The sequence below is a fragment of the Candidatus Nanosynsacchari sp. TM7_ANC_38.39_G1_1 genome, from assembly GCF_004138385.1.
The window spans coordinates 1-19,157 of sequence record NZ_PQNZ01000011.1; the positions used below are offsets into that span (position 1 = coordinate 1).

At 47.2% G+C, this 19,157-nt stretch carries 20 protein-coding genes; 12 read left to right on the top strand and 8 right to left on the bottom strand.

Features of this window, described 5'->3' with window-relative positions; genetic code table 11:
- Nucleotides 1-602: 602 nt before the first annotated feature.
- The gene (locus tag G1ANC_RS01270; protein WP_129693227.1) at nt 603-3,011 is read right to left on the bottom strand and encodes an AAA family ATPase; all 2,409 of its coding nucleotides are present in this window, start codon (nt 3,009-3,011) and stop codon (nt 603-605) included.
- A complete protein-coding gene (locus G1ANC_RS01275) occupies nt 3,008-3,385 on the bottom strand; it encodes a hypothetical protein (protein ID WP_129693228.1) in 378 nt (125 codons plus the stop codon). The genes G1ANC_RS01270 and G1ANC_RS01275 overlap by 4 nt, the downstream gene beginning before the upstream one ends.
- A gap of 44 nt (nt 3,386-3,429) precedes the next feature.
- Here G1ANC_RS01275 and G1ANC_RS01280 point away from each other — a divergent pair, with 44 nt between their 5' ends.
- Genes G1ANC_RS01280 through G1ANC_RS01295 form a run of 4 tightly spaced genes read left to right on the top strand, consistent with a single transcriptional unit; the run spans nt 3,430 to nt 6,683 of the window.
- A complete protein-coding gene (locus G1ANC_RS01280) occupies nt 3,430-4,689 on the top strand; it encodes a Mur ligase family protein (protein WP_129693229.1) in 1,260 nt (419 codons plus the stop codon).
- Nucleotides 4,686-5,405, top strand: a complete 720-nt coding sequence (locus G1ANC_RS01285) for a type 1 glutamine amidotransferase (protein ID WP_129693230.1) — start codon at nt 4,686-4,688, stop codon at nt 5,403-5,405. The genes G1ANC_RS01280 and G1ANC_RS01285 overlap by 4 nt, the downstream gene beginning before the upstream one ends.
- Nucleotides 5,402-6,445, top strand: coding sequence for a glycoside hydrolase family 5 protein (locus tag G1ANC_RS01290; protein WP_129693231.1), 1,044 nt, complete (start codon nt 5,402-5,404; stop codon nt 6,443-6,445). The genes G1ANC_RS01285 and G1ANC_RS01290 overlap by 4 nt, the downstream gene beginning before the upstream one ends.
- Nucleotides 6,446-6,452: 7 nt before the next feature.
- On the top strand, nt 6,453-6,683 hold the full coding sequence (locus G1ANC_RS01295; protein ID WP_129693232.1) for a hypothetical protein: 231 nt from the start codon (nt 6,453-6,455) through the stop codon (nt 6,681-6,683).
- 112 nt (nt 6,684-6,795) lie between these two features.
- Here the strand turns inward: G1ANC_RS01295 and G1ANC_RS04225 are convergent, their stop codons facing one another.
- Complete coding sequence (locus G1ANC_RS04225) at nt 6,796-7,239, bottom strand: hypothetical protein (RefSeq protein ID WP_129693233.1); 444 nt, start codon at nt 7,237-7,239, stop codon at nt 6,796-6,798.
- Nucleotides 7,240-7,294: 55 nt separating this feature from the next.
- The gene (aspS, locus tag G1ANC_RS01305; RefSeq protein WP_129693234.1) at nt 7,295-9,070 is read right to left on the bottom strand and encodes an aspartate--tRNA ligase; all 1,776 of its coding nucleotides are present in this window, start codon (nt 9,068-9,070) and stop codon (nt 7,295-7,297) included.
- A 96-nt stretch (nt 9,071-9,166) separates the two neighbouring features.
- On the opposite strand from aspS, the gene G1ANC_RS01310 reads away from it, so the two are divergent.
- From G1ANC_RS01310 to G1ANC_RS01340, 7 genes are read left to right on the top strand one after another with little or no spacing between them, the layout of a single operon-like run.
- Nucleotides 9,167-10,951 (top strand): GspE/PulE family protein, encoded by a 1,785-nt coding sequence (locus G1ANC_RS01310; RefSeq protein ID WP_129693235.1) that lies wholly within the window; start codon nt 9,167-9,169, stop codon nt 10,949-10,951.
- On the top strand, nt 10,951-12,177 hold the full coding sequence (locus G1ANC_RS01315; RefSeq protein ID WP_129693236.1) for a type II secretion system F family protein: 1,227 nt from the start codon (nt 10,951-10,953) through the stop codon (nt 12,175-12,177). The genes G1ANC_RS01310 and G1ANC_RS01315 overlap by 1 nt, the downstream gene beginning before the upstream one ends.
- 35 nt (nt 12,178-12,212) lie before the next feature.
- A complete protein-coding gene (gene pilM / locus G1ANC_RS01320; protein WP_129693237.1) occupies nt 12,213-13,271 on the top strand; it encodes a pilus assembly protein PilM in 1,059 nt (352 codons plus the stop codon).
- Nucleotides 13,268-13,834, top strand: coding sequence for a hypothetical protein (locus G1ANC_RS01325; protein ID WP_129693238.1), 567 nt, complete (start codon nt 13,268-13,270; stop codon nt 13,832-13,834). The genes pilM and G1ANC_RS01325 overlap by 4 nt, the downstream gene beginning before the upstream one ends.
- Nucleotides 13,831-14,439: a hypothetical protein gene (locus G1ANC_RS01330; protein WP_129693239.1), complete on the top strand. Its 609-nt coding sequence runs from the start codon at nt 13,831-13,833 to the stop codon at nt 14,437-14,439. The genes G1ANC_RS01325 and G1ANC_RS01330 overlap by 4 nt, the downstream gene beginning before the upstream one ends.
- Entirely contained in the window at nt 14,439-14,714 is a 276-nt protein-coding gene (locus G1ANC_RS01335; RefSeq protein WP_129693240.1) for a hypothetical protein, read from the top strand. Before G1ANC_RS01330 ends, G1ANC_RS01335 begins: the two co-directional genes overlap by 1 nt.
- A gap of 3 nt (nt 14,715-14,717) precedes the next feature.
- On the top strand, nt 14,718-15,296 hold the full coding sequence (locus G1ANC_RS01340; protein ID WP_129693241.1) for a hypothetical protein: 579 nt from the start codon (nt 14,718-14,720) through the stop codon (nt 15,294-15,296).
- On the opposite strand, the gene G1ANC_RS01345 is transcribed toward G1ANC_RS01340, so the two are convergent.
- Nucleotides 15,293-15,967 carry a regulatory protein RecX gene (locus G1ANC_RS01345; protein WP_129693242.1) on the bottom strand — a complete coding sequence of 225 codons (675 nt, stop codon included), beginning with the start codon at nt 15,965-15,967 and terminating at the stop codon, nt 15,293-15,295. The genes G1ANC_RS01340 and G1ANC_RS01345 overlap by 4 nt on opposite strands.
- Nucleotides 15,968-16,107: 140 nt before the next feature.
- The gene (recA, locus tag G1ANC_RS01350; protein ID WP_129693243.1) at nt 16,108-17,151 is read right to left on the bottom strand and encodes a recombinase RecA; all 1,044 of its coding nucleotides are present in this window, start codon (nt 17,149-17,151) and stop codon (nt 16,108-16,110) included.
- A gap of 67 nt (nt 17,152-17,218) precedes the next feature.
- On the opposite strand from recA, the gene G1ANC_RS01355 reads away from it, so the two are divergent.
- Nucleotides 17,219-17,617 (top strand): prepilin-type N-terminal cleavage/methylation domain-containing protein, encoded by a 399-nt coding sequence (locus G1ANC_RS01355; protein ID WP_164997959.1) that lies wholly within the window; start codon nt 17,219-17,221, stop codon nt 17,615-17,617.
- A 4-nt stretch (nt 17,618-17,621) separates the two neighbouring features.
- Here G1ANC_RS01355 and G1ANC_RS01360 read toward each other — a convergent pair whose 3' ends face one another.
- The gene (locus tag G1ANC_RS01360; RefSeq protein ID WP_129693245.1) at nt 17,622-18,398 is read right to left on the bottom strand and encodes a hypothetical protein; all 777 of its coding nucleotides are present in this window, start codon (nt 18,396-18,398) and stop codon (nt 17,622-17,624) included.
- A 32-nt stretch (nt 18,399-18,430) separates the two neighbouring features.
- On the bottom strand, nt 18,431-19,157 hold a 727-nt coding region (gene ruvB / locus G1ANC_RS01365), incomplete at its 5' end, for a Holliday junction branch migration DNA helicase RuvB (protein ID WP_129693246.1).

Consider the following 19,157-nt stretch of genomic DNA (forward strand, 5'->3'; position numbering starts at 1 on the left):
GCGTCGGTTTCCGGTACCGAAGGTTGCAGGTTCGATTCCTGTGCGGGGTACCAAAGCGTGATTATACAAATCTACAACAAGCAACCTCAACCCTACTAATCAAAGTGGGGTTTTTATTATTAAGCCATTACCAAAAACAACTATAGACATAGGATAGAAAATAATGTAGAGTAATTATCATATCATGAGAGAGAAAGCATATAGTCAAAGACGCGTAATACGATATGGCGAGACTTCATCGGTGCCGCTTGATCGAGAGAGAGAGAGGAGAGAACTAGGAAGACGGGCAACTCTGGCATCAAAAATAGCACAGAGAATCACAGCACCTTTTCGCTATTACAGACCTGGAGATCCAATAACTAGATTCACCATTGCCGAGGAGGGTGCCTGGTTTGATTTGTCGGCAACCAATGGGGCAATACCTAATGTTACTGGAAATATACCACTTCGAGTGTTTGGCGACGTAACTACACCTTTCACGCCAAAAGAATCAGAGAGGATCCTAGCTTATATGATAGCAGCTAGAAAAAATAGGACAGAAAAAGAGGCATCAGAGAAAAAGAATCTTACGAGTACCTTTAGATTAGATCATTCCTTAATAACTATGAAACGTCGCCGAGAATCGCCCGAATCTGCTCGGCAGTGATGATCGTCGTCGAGCCAGGAGCGACAGTGCCAGCCAGCATCTGCTTAGCAACGGTATTTTCGACAGCCCGCTGGACGACTCGACGCATCGGACGAGCTCCCAGTCGTGGATCATAGCCCGCCTCGACCAGCATTCTCTTGCCCGCCGCTTCGACGGCAACTTGGATTTTTTGCGGAGCCAAAGTCTTATTTATATTTGCCAAGATAAGATCAATGACCTGCAGCAGCTCGTCCTTGCTCAATGGGCGAAATAGCACAATTTCATCAAATCGGTTAAGGAACTCTGGTCGGAACAGATTGGCACTAACTAGTTCATTGATAAACGTTTGCTCAAACTGCTCCAGCTGATAGCCCCGCTCAATATATTCACGAATACGGTCAGCACCAGCATTCGACGTAGCGATGATAATGCAGTCGCGAAAACTAATTTCTCGATTATTCTCGTCACGCAAAATCCCCTCATCAAGCAGCTGCAGCAAAGTTGTCAAAACCTGAGGATGAGCTTTTTCAATCTCGTCCAGCAGAACCACCGAAAATGGCTTTTTCTGGGCTTGTGCTGTCAAGCTTCCTGGGTCGCGTGCACCGTCAGCGATCAACCTAGCGACATCATCGGGGCGAACAAACTCGTTAAGATCCAGCCTAATCATACTGCCCTCGCCACCAAAATAAACATCCGCCAAAGCTTTCGACAGCTCAGTTTTTCCAACACCAGTCGGACCAAGAAATAGGAAGGTGCCAATTGGCCGATCTTGATTACGCACGCCAGTTCGAGCCCGCCGAATTGCATCAGCGACCACCGTCACTGCCCGAGATTGATTAATCATTCGCTGATGAATCAACTGCTCCAGATTTAACAATTTTTCACGCTCATCACCACTATTAACTGTGGCGATACGGATGCCGAGAGTTTTTTCTATGGCATCATCGACCGACTGTGCCGTTACCAGCCCATCCTTGGCAAATCCAGCCGCCGCCTCCAGAATCTTCAGAGCCTTGCCTGGCATCGCCAAATCCTGAACATAGCGATTGCCGACTCGGTACGCCTCAGCAAGAGCCTGATACATGTAAGTAACTTTATGTTGTGATTCAAAAGCGATCAATTGATCACGCATAATTTTCATCGTCTCTGGCTCTGTGGACGGAGCAATGGCAATGGTTTTTAAGGCGTGAGCCAGCTGTGGTTTTGCTTGAGAAATCTGCAAGAATCGCTGTTCATCCATCGTCAAAATCATCCGCAGACGACCAGCCTCAATAATTGGCAATAGCACATTGCTGAGATCAACCGAGCCGACACCCTCCTCAAAAAACAGCTGTGCATTATCAAGACACAAAATCACATTTTTAGACAAGAAAGCCTCGTTACAGATCATCGTTACCAAACCTTCAAGTTCACCGCGACCAGAAGCAGAGCTAATCAGCGACGACGCATCAAGCATAAAAATCTGTTGATATAGTAGAGACCTTGGAACACCCGCCGCACCGTCAATCAGCATCTCAGCAAACGCCGACACGACAGTGCTCTTGCCAGCACCGTCCGCACCGACAAGCGTAACGTTTTGCCGACCACCAGAACTAAAAGTCGTTATCATCTGATCAAGCACATCATTATGCGCTTCAAGCTTTGTCGTCAAAATCCCCCCGCTAACTTGAACACTCATGTTTTGAGCAAATCGATTGAGTAGCGGCGTATAGCCAAAGGACCAATCCCGTGCGATACCACCAGTTCTCAATGGTTTAATTTTATACTGATCAATGAGAGCCTTAATTCGCTCATACCAACGAATCCCCTCTTTAATGTCCTCGAAGTCAATCTTCATATTAGCCAGCAACGCATCATGTTGCGGCAACTGCTGAATAATCGCCGCCGCCAGCACTGCACTAGTAATCTTTGGGCTACCAGTCTCCTGCCAAATCGCAATCGCCGACTGCCAAATTACTTCGGTATCATCGACATTTACAGAGGCGATATTCTGTAGAAAATTAGGAGTCATACCCATACGCACCGACAAAAATCCAGCAGCCCGCGTGCCGATCGTTGCCTGGGCAATATCTTGAGGTGTCGGCCGTGGCGGCAATTTACCCAAAATATCAGCCGCCATCACATCATCAATGGTTTGCGGGTTGGCACTAATATTGGCGGTTTTCAAGTCTCGCTGCCACCAAATCGTTATCATGACACACGGCCCGCTCAGACCAATCAACAGCCAGCCAATTGCGCCATGTTCAATTAGCATCCAGCTGCCAATAATGCAGAGTGCAGCACTAATTACGCCAACTAAAGTGTGCCAAACAGCACCAAATCGGACCGAAAACCGAGCTTTCTGAGCCCGCAAGCTATGATAATTAAAACGCGGCTGGATCATCATGGAGCAACTCCCGATTGCCAAAGGATCAAGCCAACAATTGGCAGGATCGGCAAAACCAACCAAGCAATAATCAGTCCACCCACCCACAAAAACCTCAGTAGCAACATCAGCAGACCAACAATTATCATAATCGTTCGCACCACCGTACCAACCGCTCGAGAAAACAGCCGATCAAAAAAGGCATTCAACTGAGCTGGCAATGACAAATCATGACTACTGGCGGCAGATATTTGGCGAAAAGGATTAAATAAAGTCCGCGTCAACAGACCGACTGAAAAAAAATCAGCCGTCCGCAAAATCCCCAGAAAACAACGCTTAACATGGTCACGTAAGCCATCGCCATACCACCACTGAAAGATTCCCACCAAAAACATATAAATATTGTAGCATATTTGCTAGTCGCGGTATAATAGATGACATGTCAAGACAACGACTCAGTACAATGATCGGTAAAGGTGTCAAAAAAATGGCACGACTTCGCGGCGGCGGATCGGCACTGCCTGGTCTGGTTATAGAAAATATTGACCCCAATTTCATGCAGCGAACACTGTCGCAATTGCCGCACGGTGTAGTTGTCATTAGTGGCACTAACGGCAAAACGACGACGACAAAAATTGTCGTGGAGCTGCTGGAGTCGATTGGATTAAAAGTCTTCACCAACCGCACTGGCAGCAACTTTTCCCGCGGAGTTATCGCAGCACTCCTCGACGCAGTTGATATTCACGGCAAACTGCATGCCGATATCGCAGTCCTGGAGCTTGACGAAGCATGGGCAGTAAAGTTTGTTGAGAAAGTACCTCCGCGATTTTCGCTGCTACTAAACGTAATGCGTGATCAACTTGATCGTTTTGGCGAAATCGACACGACGGCGAAAATGCTAGAAAAAATAGCGATGGCGACAACTGAAGCAGTCGTTATGAATCGCGACGACCAGCGAATTTTTGCTATCCATAAACAAATAGCAGCAAAGCCAGTATTTTTCGGTGCGACGACTGAGCTGCTTGAACTTATGCCGACAGACGACCATCTCAAATCTGGTGGCGGGAAGGCAAACAGCAAAGTCCACGCCGACGTGCTGCTTACAAAAATTGACTCGCAACAAGCAACTTTTAAAATTAACGACACTCCATCAACAGTCAAAACCCAGTTGACTGGTGTCTACAATTTATTAAACGCGGCGGCGGCACTAACGCTGGTGCGTTGCATTTCTGATTCGCACACCGAACAATTCTTAACGGCACTGCAGACAATCCAGCCAGCATTCGGACGCGGCGAAACGATCATGATTGACGGTAAACCGATAGAATTGATTTTAGTGAAAAATCCAAGCGGTTTTCGACTAGCCCTGTTGTCATTTGCTAAAAAATCCGCCGCAAGAATGATCGCAATTAATGACAATTATGCAGACGGACGAGATATGAGCTGGCTCTGGGATGTTGACTTCTCGATGCTAAAATCGGTGGCGATGGTTAGTGGAGTTCGTGCCTACGGCATGGCTCTTCGACTGCAATATGACGATGTCAAAATGAAACACGTCGAGCAGCGGCTTGATAAGGCACTGGATATTTTTCTCGCGGAAAATAAAGATATGCCGAAACAGATTTTTTGTAGCTACACTGCCATGCTGACCCTGCGTACATTGTTAAGTAAAAAGACAAAAGTGGAGAAAATTAGATGAGACCAATCACAATTATCCAGCTGTATCCACGCGACATGAACTTATACGGCGACTGGGGAAATACACTGGTATTAAAAAAACGTTTAGAGTGGCGAGGACATGCAGTCAATATTATTGATCACAATCCTGGCGAGGCAACCGACTTTTCTTTAGGTGATATTTTTGTTGGCGGCGGCGGGCAAGACGCTGGACAAATAGCCATTCAAGACGATCTGTTGTCGCGAGCAGCAGAACTCAAAAAACTCGCCGATGACGGCGTGCCAATGCTAATGATCTGTGGCATGTATCAATTGTTTGGTGCTTTCTTTACGACGAAAAGCGGCCAAAAAATCACTGGAGCAAATATTCTACCGATCGAAACGAAGGCTGGCGAGAATCGGCTAATCGGCAACATTACTCTGCAAAGTGAAACGTTCGGCGAGATCGTTGGCTATGAAAATCACAGCGGCCTTACTCTACTCCACGATAACGCTACTCCACTGGGTCGAGTGATACGCGGTGCGGGCAATGATAGCGACGGAAAATATGAAGGCGTGCATTATAATAACGTAATTGCCACTTATCTACACGGACCACTACTACCGAAAAATCCGCAGATTGCCGACTTTTTGATTGATACCGCTCTGAAGCGACGCGGCATCACTGATAGACAAAAACCTCTCGACGACACTTACGCCGAACAAGCAAGAATCATAGCAAAAAAGCGACCAAGATGAGAAAATACAAACCCAACTCATTTGCTACACCTGGAGTTAACCTGGGTGGCTGGTTGGTACTCGAAAAATGGATGACACCGAGCGTGTTTACCGAGACAGATGCAACCAATGAATATGAATTATCTCAAACCGAGACTGGAATAAAGCGGATTCAGCGACATCGGCAAGCATTCATCCAGGAAGATGATACCAAGTGGTTATCGCGAGCTGGAGTTAAGCTGCTACGACTGCCGATTGGTTATTGGGCAATTGAAGACCAGCCGCCATATGTATCAGCAAAACCACAGATTGACTGGTTAATGGATACCGCTGAGCGGCACGGTCTAAAGGTTCTGCTCGACCTCCATGCCGCACCTGGTGCTCAAAACGCCAGCGACCACAGTGGCAGCGGCAACACCAACAAAGTTCAATGGCATAAACGAGCCAATCGACAGAAAACCACACAGATACTGCTTAATATCGCTGACGAATACGGCGATCATCCAGCTTTATGGGGTATTGAGCTTCTTAACGAGCCTTTGGTAGCGACGTGGTACAGACGATGGCAATTATGGCGATGGACGCAAAAAACCAGTCAAAAATTACGAGGCAAATTACCGCCCCGCGTACGCATCGTGGTATCTGATTGTTATCAGCCAGCTTGGTGGTCAGGGAGAATTGGCAATAACACACTCGACATACACCATTATCAGTGCTTTTCTGACAAAGATAATCAAGCGACGGCTCTTGCTTATCATCAAAAACTACTCGCTCAACAGTCAAACAAATACCGCGACTATTCTCGTCAGCAGCCACTGATTATTGGCGAATGGAGTGCCGCCTTGCCGCCACGCATCGCCAGCAGCAACGCTGAATTCGCTCATTGCCAATCGCAACTCGCCATACCATCAAACGTTGACGCCTGGTTTTACTGGAGCTATAAGACTGAAAATCCTGGGGCTTGGAACTTTCGGGATTGCTACAGCAAGGGTTGGTTTAATGACACTCGACCACACGCTGCGGACCAACTTAATAGACAAAAAAGATCACGACTGATATAATAAATGTATGTCTTTTTCTAAATTAATCTACACAATCGCAGCCCTCATTGTCGGAGTATGGCTGTTAGGTATCATTTTTCGTTTCGCCGCCTGGCTGGTCAGTGGCATGCTTTATATCGCCCTGTTTGTTTTCATAATTGGCCTCATTTTACAATTTGGCGAGCAGAGAAGCTTAAAAAAGAGACAGTCTATGTTCAAGGCTAAAGCCAACAAAGACCAGGATTCTTCTAGCAAATAGTCTGCTAAATCTGATTTGATAAACCCCTAGCCTACACGAGAATAACCAACCCAACAACTGTTTGCGAGTGATATAACTAGGCATTCGATTATAGATCGGGAGATGTACTTTATTATCTTAATTGCATTTCTGATATATATTTTTCTATCTCACCAGAATCTAATCTGCGTATCTGAGAGCTCGGATATTCTTTATATTGCCCGACCTTAAATTCTGGCTTCTTGCTTTGACACATCACACCCTCACTGCGTCGTATGTAAGCCTTCATAGCATCGTCATCTGCAAATATCCGATAAAACTCTCGACCCTTGCTATTTTTCATCTTATATATACCACAAGATCTCTTCATCGTTACGTCGGCAGTACGCAGATAAAGTTTTGCGATTTCAAGCGTTTTGAAAGGAAAGTTCCACCGCCTGAGCTTATTCGTGTCATGATTAATACATATACAGCGACCACAGGTTCCGCAAATATATTGAAGATGCTTGTTTAGGCATAACTCTGGCTCCAGAAGTGGCGTTATACGATTCTCGCTTGAATAACATTCTGGACACATAGATTCCTCCTCTTTCTATTAGACTGATCTGGATTCAAGCCAATTGTACGCTTACTTATAACCCCAACTCTCTTAGCTGTGCTGGATCAACCGTTGATGGCGAATCCATCATCACGTCAACGCCGGAGCCGTTCTTTGGAAAGGCTAGGGTCTCGCGGACATTAGTTTCGTCGATGAGCTCCATGAGGATGCGGTCAACACCAAAGGCACAGCCAGCGTGTGGCGGCGCACCGTATTTGAAGGCGCTGAGCATGGCGCCAAACTTTTCTTCAACGTAGCTTTTGCTAAAGCCAAGCAGGTCAAACACTTTGTACAAGACCGCTGGGTTGTGGTTGCGCACACCGCCGGAGCAGATTTCGTAGCCGTTCATCACCATGTCGAATTGGTCGGCGACAATTGCCAATTTATCAGCATCAGTGGCAGCAGCTTCCAAGGCTTGCAAGCCACCTTTTGGCATGCTGAACGGATTGTGGCCAAAGTCAAGCTTCTTGCCGCGGTCATCCCATTCATAGAATGGAAAATCGATGATCCAGGCAAAGGCCACCACGCTCGAGTCTTTCAGTTTGAAATGAGTAGCAAATTCGTTTCGCAAGCGACCAAGCACGGCGTTGACGACTGAGCGAGCATCGGCACCAAAGAAAACTGCGTCGCCATCAGCCGCACCAGTTTTTTGCTTAATCGCCGTGAGCTCTGTTTCGCTCAAGAACTTGGCAATTGGTGATTTTGCCTCGCCGTCTTGATAAGTGATATAGGCCAAGCCACCCGCACCCTCGCTTTTGGCAATGTCGGTGAATTGGTCGATTTGCTTACGGCTGAGACTGGCGCCATTTTTCACGCAAATCGCCTTGATACACTCAGCGTTTTTGAATACGCCAAATTCAGTATTTGCGAACACGTCAGTTAGCTCAATCAGTTCCATGCCAAAGCGCAAGTCCGGCTTGTCCGAGCCATACGTCTCCATGGCGTCTCGGTAGGAAATGCGCGGAATTGGCTGGCCATCACCAACCACGAGATCACTCAAATCCAGCAACTTTTTGCTAGCAAACTCAGTCGCGAGCTGCCGCATCAACGGCTCAACCTCCTGACGAACCTCCTCGCCATCTTCAACAAAGCTCATCTCCAAATCTAGCTGATAAAACTCGCCATACAGTCGATCAGCCCGCGGATCTTCGTCGCGAAAGCAGGCTGCCAGCTGGTAATACCGCGGCACGCCGCCAACCATCAGCAGCTGCTTGAACTGCTGCGGTGCTTGCGGCAGCGCGTAAAACTTATTTTCCTGCAAACGACTGGGGATTAGAAAATCACGCGCGCCCTCAGGGCTAGAGTTTGCCAAAATCGGCGTCTGAATCTCAATGAAATCACGGTCGTCCATGTACTGATGCATCCGTCGGTACATCTCGGCGCGTTTTTGCAGCATCTCCTGCATCTTTGGACGGCGCAGATCGAGGTAGCGGTACTTGAAACGCAAATCCTCATTCGCCTGGTTTTCCTCGGCAAAGGGCTGAATCGGCAACGTTTCAGCGCGGTTCAAAACTTCCAGCTCCTCCACAACAATCTCGACATTGCCGCTGGCAATATTCGGGTTCTTCAAGCCCTCGCCGCGTTCCGCCACCACGCCGTGCGCCCGAATCACAAACTCATCGCGTAGACTCTCCGCCAACTTAAAAGCCTCCGGCTTATCAGGATTGATCACCAGCTGCACCAAGCCGGTATGGTCACGTAAATCAATAAAAATCAGCCCGCCGTGATCGCGCCGGGAGTGCACCCAGCCAGCAACGGTAATTTTCTCGTTGACACAATGTGCCGTTTGTATACTCAAAGTTCGCTTCATATCTCTGTTATTATACTCGATTTGACCATCCTTTACCAATCTGCGCTGCATTGATAGCTTTTCTAAATAAAATGCGCTACAATTAGCATAAGAATTATGAGGATCCTAAATAATACTCTGGTCAAGATTCTGACGCGTAATAATATTGCGACCGAAGAAACTCTCAAACCGCTAATGGAAGAGGCGGAGCGTTCTTCGCGGCCGCTGCAAGATATTGTATTAGATTCAAAGCTTGTATCTGAAACCGACTTGACAAAGCTTTTCGCGCAATACGCCGATATACCTTACATTGAGGTCGATCCACGTAATATTCCGAGCGAGGTACTGAACCGCATCCCAGAGCGTATCGCCCGCCAATACAATGCAGTTGTTTTTCAGATTGATGAAGATGGCACTATGCACTTGGCGATGGATGATCCAGATGATGTGCTGGCTACTAATTTTATCGAGAAAGAGATCGGCAGCAATACTAAAATCTATATCGCACCGCATTCTAATATCTTGCAATGTTTAGAAAATTATCGCGGCGATGTCAATCAAGAGCTCAATGAAGTCATTGACGTGCAGCGCGAAGATGACGGCTCGGATCAGAAAGTCTCCGAAGCTGACGTCGCCGAGGATTCGCCAATCGCCCAAACCGTTAATTTGCTGTTAGAATATGCTATCCGTTCTCAGGCCTCAGATATTCACATTGAGCCGCGTGAGAATTTCGTGCAAGTACGCTACCGCATCGACGGCGTCCTCAAAGAAGTCAATCAATTACCGCGCAACGTGCTAAATGCACTGGTCAGCCGCATTAAGATTCTATCCAACCTCAAGATTGACGAGCGTCGCGTGCCGCAAGACGGCCGCTTCAAAATTAAAGTCGCTGGCAAACAATACGCCTTGCGCGTTAGCACTCTGCCAATTACCGACGGCGAGAAAGTCGTCATGCGTATACTTGACGAGTCAAATCAAGCGATTACTCTACAGCAGCTTGGTTACTGGGGCAAGTCTCTAGCAATTATCAACAGCGCTATTGCCGAACCAAACGGCATGATTCTAGTAACCGGACCAACTGGTAGCGGCAAGTCTACTTCCTTATTTTCAGTGCTATCTATGCTAAACACGCCGGAAGTTAATATCTCGACTATTGAGGATCCAGTCGAATACAAAATCCCCGGCGTCAACCAAACCCAAACCAACGCCAAAGCTGGCATGACTTTCGCCTCGGGGCTGCGAGCACTGCTGCGCCAAGATCCGAACATCATCATGGTCGGCGAGATCCGCGACGGCGAGACAGCCAACCTAGGTGTGCAGGCGGCGCTGACTGGGCACTTGGTATTTTCAACCTTGCACACCAACAATGCGGCGACTTGTTTGCCACGCTTATTGGATATGGGTATCGAGCCATTCTTGATCGCTTCAACAGTCAAGGCGGTCGTCGGTCAGCGCTTAGTACGACGACTGTGCATGAACTGCCGCGAACAATACGTACCGACGCCAGACGAAATCAACGAAATAGTCTCGCTGTTCAATCTGCGTCCAGACCAAACGTTTGCACATATTCATGATCTAGAATTACAAGCCATTGAGCAAAAAGTCGGCGGCGACACACCAGCTGGCACCGACGAAACTACTATTCGCACCCTCTGGCGAGCGCACCCAGGCGGCTGCGACGAGTGCGGACACGTCGGCTTCAAGGGGCGCGTCGGTATTTACGAAGTGTTGGGCATGTCGCGCGAAATTCAAAAAATGATAACTTCCGACGCCACTAGCAACCAGATTCAAGATCAAGCAATCAAGGAGGGAATGATTACAATGCAATCTGATGGATTAGTTAAAACATTACGCGGCAACACTACGCTCGACGAGGTGCTGCGTGTTACGAGGGAATCCTAATGGCATCTTTCTCTTATGTCGCAACTAATAAGTCTGGCGATGTCATCCAAGGCAACATCGAGGCTAGCGATCGGCCTGGAGCTTTATCTGCCCTAACCAAGCAAGGCTTGTCACCGCTCAGTATTGACTCGCTTGAAAAGAAAGGACTAGCTAGTATTAGTTTTGGCGGCGGCAAGAAAAAAGTTAAAACCGACGACATCGTGATGTTCACCCGCCAGATGAGCGCCATGGTTAGCGCTGGCGTGCCGTTGCTGCGAGCACTTTCTTCGCAACATGATCACACTGATAGTCCAGCCCTCAAAGCAGTCCTTGGCGATATCATTAAAGACGTCCAATCTGGCATGCAGCTAGCTGACGCCCTGGGCAAACATCCAGCTACTTTTAACGATGTTTATGTCAATATGGTGCGTGCTGGCGAAGCTGGCGGTATTCTTGACGATATCCTTAGGCGTCTAGCTATTCAGCAAGAAAAAAGCGCTGGCATCCGCAAAAAAATTAAAGGAGCGATGACTTACCCGCTAGTTTTGCTGGTTATCACAATTGTTGCTTTCCTGGTTTTAATGGTGTTTGTCATCCCGCAAATCGGCGAAATGATTAAAGGGTTTGGCGGCGAGGATGCCGAATTGCCAGCTTTGACTCAAGTAATGCTGTCAATTAGCGGTTTTTTGACGACTAAAGGATACTTGCTGATACCAGTACTAATCGCTATCGTTTACTTCTTGCGGCGCTGGCTGAATACTACAGCTGGCAAACACACTTTTCACCGTTTTGTCCTCAAGATACCAGCTATTAGTAGCATCATTCAGAAAGTAGCTGTCGCCCGCTTTGCTCGTACGTTTTCGGCGCTCATGGGGTCTGGCGCGGCCGTCCTAGAATCGCTTGAAGTCACTTCGCACTCAGTCGGCAATGTTGTTTACGAAGAAGCTCTGCTAAAAGCTGCCAAGGAAGTCGAAAACGGCAAAAACTTATCAACAATCATCGAAAAAACTGGATTATTCCCGCCAATCGTCTCGCAGATGCTAGCTGTCGGTGAAGAAACTGGCCAAACCGACGTCGTACTAGTCAAAGTAGCCGACTTTTACGAAGAAGAAGTTGATGTCGCCATCGATAGTATCGGCTCAATTATTGAACCGGTAATGATCGTGCTGATGGGTGGCATGGTGGGGCTAATTGCCGCCAGCGTTATGATGCCAATTGCCGGCTTATCAACGAGTATTAAACAATAAAACTTATGCTATACTGTATATAGAAAAGGGCATCCATGGTAAAACTATTTTTCAAAGACAAACCGATCATCGGGCTCGACATCAATTATACTGGTGTTAAAGTCATGGCCATCAACCAGAAACACGCTGACGTTCGCGGCTACGGCTCAGTCGATCTTGACCCGGTTAAGACACAGGAGGCGCTCGACACCGATGATCACGAATATCTGCGCGAGCATATAGCCAATATGTTTCGAGATCGCATTATCGGCTCTCTGCCTTCTAACCACGTAGTAATTGGCTTGCCGACGAGCCGCACTTATTCGCGCACCTTTACTCTACCAGCGAGCGAAGAAAAGCATATTGCCAGCGCTGCCCAGCTAGAAGTCGAACGCTATATACCAGTACCGTCAGACTCGTTATACACTGACTACGAAATTATTAAGCGCACCAAAGAGACCCTGATGGTTGTCGTCTCGGCCGCACCGCGCGCGCTGGTTGATACAGTTACGCAAGTTGCCAAGGAAGTCGATCTGCGTCCAGTTGCCGTTGAACCGAGCATGAATGCGGTCGCCCGCATCCTGACCAAAACCGAGGAAGGCAATCGTACCACGCTAGTTATCGACGTCGGCGCCACCAGTACCGATATTGCCGTCCTGGAAGATTCAGCGATTCTCATTACCGGTTCGGCTAATGTCGGCGGCAATAACTTCACTCTAGATATCGCTAGTAAAATGCAAGTGTCGCTAGAAAAAGCTCACCAGTATAAAGTCCTCAACGGCCTCGGGCAAAGCGATGATCATGACAAAATTGAAGCCGCCCTCAAACCAAGCCTCGGTCGTATCGTCGGAGAAGCCAAAAAGGTCATCCGTTACTACAGCGAACGTATTTCAGAGGATAAAAAAATCGAGCAAATTCTTATCGTTGGCGGCGGTGCAAACATGCCAGGTATCGGCGAATACTTTACTAACGCTTTCATTTTGCCGGCCCGCGTCGCTAGCCCGTGGCAAGATCTTGATTTCGGGTCGCTTGAGAAACCGCACCGCCAGTTTCGTCCGCGTTATATCACCGTCGCTGGTCTGGCTAGCGTACGGCCATCGGAGGTAAAAAAATGATCAACCTACTTTCACCCGAAGAACGCAAGCAAATTAAGGCCGCCCGGGCTAACTCAATTTTGATGCGTTATGTTGTCATGTCGCTGATAGTTGTTGTGATTATCGTAGTTGAACTAATCAGCTCGTATTTTATGCTAGTATTCAACCAGTCTGCCAGTAGAGAAACCATAAATGACAATCAAAGTAAATCTTCAGCCTTCAGCTCGGTCAAGAGCGATGCCGAAAAGTATCGTTCTAACCTGCGGGTAGCAAAATACATTCTTGACACTCAAGCGCCATATACTGATATTCTAAATGCGATTGCCAAGAGGTTGCCAAACGGCGCCTCGCTCACTGGCATATCAATCGACCCGACGACTTTTGGAACTGCTTCTGTGCAAATTCAAACCCACGTCAGTTCGTACGCGCAAGCCATTGAAGTCAAAAATAGCTTGCAAGAGACGTCTATCAACAAAGTTAAAGTTTTTGACAGTGTTAGCCTATCAAACGCTACGCACGAAATTGGCGACAATACATTTCAGGCAAATTACACTGTAGTCTATTCAAAGAAGGTACTGCCATGAAATTCGTTCTAAAACCAACTACATTCCGCATTTTGCTTATCGTGAGCCTACTAGTTATTGCGGCAGCGGGCGCAGGCAGTTTCGTCTTCGGACACCAAGAGATTGTTAAATATGCAGAGGAAACCCGCAAACTCAATACCGAAGCGCAAGCCTCTAGCAACGAATTACAAGCCCTTTCAAGCCTCAAATCGAAACTAGACAACAGCAAAAGCGACGTAAAACGCGCTGAACAAATCGTTTCGACCAGCAAGAAATATCATTATCAAGATCAAATTGTCAGCGACATCGAAAATCACGCAAATAGCGCTGGTATTAAAATCGCTTCAATCGATTTTTCAGCAAATGAAAGCAAATCCAGCAGCTCATCAAGCTCATCGTCGTCTAGCACCGCCAAGAACACTAAAAAACCGGCGCCAGACGGCTTCAAATCGGTTACTGCTACCGTTAACTTGAGTAATCCGGTATCTTATGAGCAAGCGTACATTTTCTTGCGCTCTTTAGAACAAGGGCTTTTCCGGATGCAAATTTCTAACCTGGCCTTAGCCAAAGACGACAACAACGGCATCACAGTTAGCGCACTAACTCTGGAGGTATATACAAAATAATGGAAGTCTCAGACGCATTTCGCATTCTCGGCGCAAAGACAGCTAAATTCTTTGGCCGGTATCACTTTTTATTGTTTTTCATGTTAGCTGCCGGCGGATTGTCAGTTGCTACCATCCTGCTCTACCAAACACTCACTACACCAGCAGAAGAACCGCAAGCTAGCACCTCCGCTAGTTTTGATGATACTACCATCAAACGCATCCGCAAGCTAAAATCAGCTGGCAATGCACCGAGCACGCCGCCGCCAGCCAACGATAGGACAAACCCGTTTTAGTCTATGATTTTGCTCGGTTCAGCGGTACTCAATGCAGAAATATTCAGTATTCAAACTGGCGGCAAGGTAGCGCGCACAACCCGCGCAATCATTAATCCCGCTAATCTGCAAATTATCGCCTTCGAAGTGTCAGGGCCACTAATTCAGCAACACCCCGCGCTGATGTTGCTTAGCGATGTCCGCGAACTGAGCAATATGGGCTTCATTGTCGACGACATCGACCAATTCATAGCTCCGACCGACGTTGTGCGCGTCAACGACGTCTACCAGCTAAAGTTTGATATCATCGGCAAACTGGTACTTGATGAAAAACGCCATAAACTTGGTAAAGTCATCGACTTCACAATAGATACCACGCAGTTTCTCATTATGCAGCTGTCGGTCAAGCGGCCGCTACTGCGTAGTTTCAATGATACTGAGATTTTGGTACATCGCAGCCAGATTATCGAGATCAATAACGATTCAATTGTCGTTCATTCCCAAGCTAAAGCCCCTGAGCCAGAACTCCATGAAGTAGTCGGTAGCTATATCAATCCGTTCCGCAAACCAAAGCAGGCTCGACAGAATTCAGATATTGATTAGCGATCTTCTCGGCGCAAAGCAGTTTTGATATCATCAAAGCTAAACCCCTGGCGCGCTAGATATTGCATGAACTTTTGCTCATCAGAGTAACGCTGGCGTTTTTTAGCAATAACTTTAGCCAGCTCGCCGAGATCATTACGCGACGAATCTGCGATTACCGAATCAATGATTGTTTGTGCTATACCTTTTGCCGCCAATTCGCTACGCAGTTTTCGCATTGATACGCCTTTAATCTGATGCCGATTTTCAACCCACCAGTTAGCAAATTTCTGATCGTCAATGTAACCGCGCGCTTGCAACTTCGCAAAAACACGCTCCGTCACGGTTTTAGCGACACCTGGCTTTTCCGCTAACTTACCAGTTTTTCTATTTTTATATTTACGAGCCAACGTTTTACGATAAAGATAATCACGCACTTCACTGCTACTGCGCGGCCGCATCAATACATACTCAAGTGCTCGGGCATATACTTTGCCGAATTCACTCTCTTGCTTGAGATTAGCTAGCTCCTCTTTCGATAAAACCTGGCCAGCCTTAATTCCAAGATCAACAACCTGCGAAATATCCAGGCTAAAATCATATTTGCCATCAATATACACGTTGACGCGATCCGAATCGCGAACTTGCGGCGAAAGCGCCGTCACAGTATATCGTTCTTGCTGCTGGGCCATATCATTATTATAGCTGAAAAAGCGGCCATTTACCGACTAGCAAGCTGCTATGGTTCGCATAAATTATCAGAGTATTCAAATATACCGCACCTTTAAAGTTAGATTGAATACACTTCTAGCGGGCTGTTTTCTTTTTACTTCTAATCTTTCGGTTCTGGTTCGGAAACCTTTTCGCGAACTTTAGCGTCAATCTCAGCCAGAACTTCTGGATTTTCTTTTAAGTATTTTTTAGTAGCTTCGCGACCTTGGCCGATTGTTGCATCATTATACTTATAAAACGCTCCAGATTTGCTCAAGATTCCGTACTGAACGCCCAGATCGACAACATCACCCGTCTTGCTAATACCTTCGTTATACATGATATCGAACTCAGCCGTGCGGAATGGCGGCGCAATCTTGTTCTTGACGATCTTGACGCGCGTGCGGTTACCGCGAATCTCATCACCGTCCTTGATTTGCCCAATTCGGCGAATATCTGCTCGCACCGATGCGTAAAACTTAAGCGCATTACCGCCAGTAGTCGTCTCGGGGTTACCGAACATCACACCGATTTTCATGCGGATTTGATTGATGAAGATTACTGTAGCCTTCGACTTGTTAATAATACCGGTTAGTTTGCGTAGTGCTTGGCTCATTAATCGTGCTTGCAAACCCATGTGTGAATCACCCATGTCACCGTCGATTTCAGCTTGCGGCACCAACGCCGCTACCGAATCAACTACTATTAGGTCAACGGCATTTGAGCGCACAAGCGTTTCGACAATTTCCAGCGCCTGCTCGCCGTTGTCGGGCTGCGATACTAGCAAATTATCAGTGTCAACGCCAAGCCGTTTAGCATATGCTGGATCAAGTGCATGCTCAGCATCAATAAAGGCTGCCGTCCCGCCTTGTTTTTGCATTTCGGCGATAGCATGTAGTGTCAAGGTTGTCTTACCGCTTGATTCTGGACCATAAATCTCGATAATTCGACCTTTCGGATAACCGCCGCCCAGCGCCAAATCTAAGCTCAGACTACCGCTTGGCAATAGCTCGACATCAACTTTTTTAGCCTCTCCTAGCTTCATGATTGAGCCGTCGCCGAATTGCTTGGTAATCTGCTCCATCGCCAAACCCAACGCCTTTAACTTGCCCTCGTCAGCCGCTGGCTTATCTGCAGATGTTTTTGGTTCGCTTTTCTTCGCCATATCTCCCCTTTCTTGCTGATATCTTTAATTATACATGAGCGACGCAGTTTTTGGTATAATGGTAAGTATGAAACAAAACGGCTTCACAGTTATTGAACTTTTACTGGTGATAGTTTTACTTGGAGTTGGCAGCTGGCTATTTTTTAATGAAAAAGCAACTATCGATGCCACTGCTCGCGATAATCAGCGTAAAGTCGCTATCAACGCGATGTATTACGGATTGGAAGAGTATTTCTACGCTAAAAACGGCTATTATCCGGCTTCGATTGACAGCAAAACGCTGCGCACCGTCGACCCTGCTCTTTTCACCGATCCGAAAGGCAAAAAACTTGGCAGCAGCGGCAGCAACTACGTCTACGAATCAACAGGTTGCAATAACGAAAATCGATGCACTGGCTACACGCTGCGCAGTTCAATGGAGCGTGAAGATACTTACACCAAGACTAATCGCGATCACAAGAAATAATCAGCTAGTCATCATTCGTGACTGGGCGGCCATTCTTGAACGCCTCAACGGCATTATTAAGAACCGCTACTTGGTTTTTTGGATCAGCAACATAGCTAAAGCGATAGGTTGTTTCGTCGCCCTCGGTACTTAACCGAATCGAGCCGTAATTAAATAAAGTTTGTAGAATACCTTTTTGCGAGTAGCTAGAGTCCTCGATATTCATCAGGCTAACTGTTTGTTCGCGTTTTGAAAACAAGCTTATTTGAATTTCTTGAATAACACTTTCGTTGGTCAAGAAAAAGCGATTTTGCATATATACCCAAATCGCTATATACAAACCGATACCGAATAAAATAATCACCATCAAGCAAATCAAAATAACCTGCGGATACATTGATTGCGCCAAGCCAATCGGCTTAGCAATATCAGGGTAGCAAAACATGAAAACTGACACCAAAATAATTGCAAGAATCATCGCAAATGTCGGCCCCCAAATACCAATGCTGTGCCGCGGAATCATTTGAATGACATACTCATGCTCGCTGAGATTAAGCCACGGGTAGAGGCGGCATGATTCCTCGTGCTTGCGGCGGGTCTCTTCGGAAATATGAACCGGAATCGGCTCGGTTGAGCGCGCTACATGCACGACCTGCTTGCCAGAGTCGGTGACTGATACTGGGTTGGTCTGCTGCACAGCCGATTCTGCACCAGTAGCCTGCTCTTGCTGTTGTGAAGCTGTATATAACGGACGTCCTTCAGCGTCGTAAGCGACTGGTCTGCGGCTATCGTCATCGTCCATGATACCTCCTCGTTTATACTACTTGTAGTATACTATAAATTCCCTGCATTGCCGAGATGCCGCTTCGCCTTAATCGTTACCCGGCGGCCGCGCGGCGTGCGCTCAATGAAGCCAATTTGCAGTAAATACGGCTCATATACATCTTCAATCGTTGTTGCTTCTTCCCCAATGCTGGAAGCCAGCGCTTCCAATCCCACCGGTCCTCCTTTAAAGCGTTCGATGATTCCATGCAGATATTTATGGTCAACCCGGTCCAGTCCCAATTCGTCCACTTGCAGTCGATCCAATGCATCTTTGGCAACATCCAAAGAAATGGTCCCTTCGTTATAGACTTGTGCAAAATCCCGTACCCGACGAAACAGACGATTGGCAATTCGTGGTGTCCCGCGGGAACGCAGAGCCACTTCCCTGACCGCATCCAATTCAATATCCGTATTCATAACACGAGCTGTTCGTGCTACGATTTGTGACAACTCTTCCAATGAGTAATATTCCAATTGGGAAACAATCCCGAATCGATCTCGCAACGGTGCACTCAGATCACCAGCTCGTGTCGTTGCTCCTACCAGGGTAAACGGCGGCAACGATAAACGGATATTATGTGTGGTCGCCGTATCCTTTCCCACTACGATATCCAGGCAATAATCTTCCATTGCCGGATACAGCACTTCTTCAACTTGTTTCGGCAATCGATGGATTTCATCAATGAATAAGACATCACCGGGTTCCAACGTACTTAATATAGCAGCCAGATCCAGA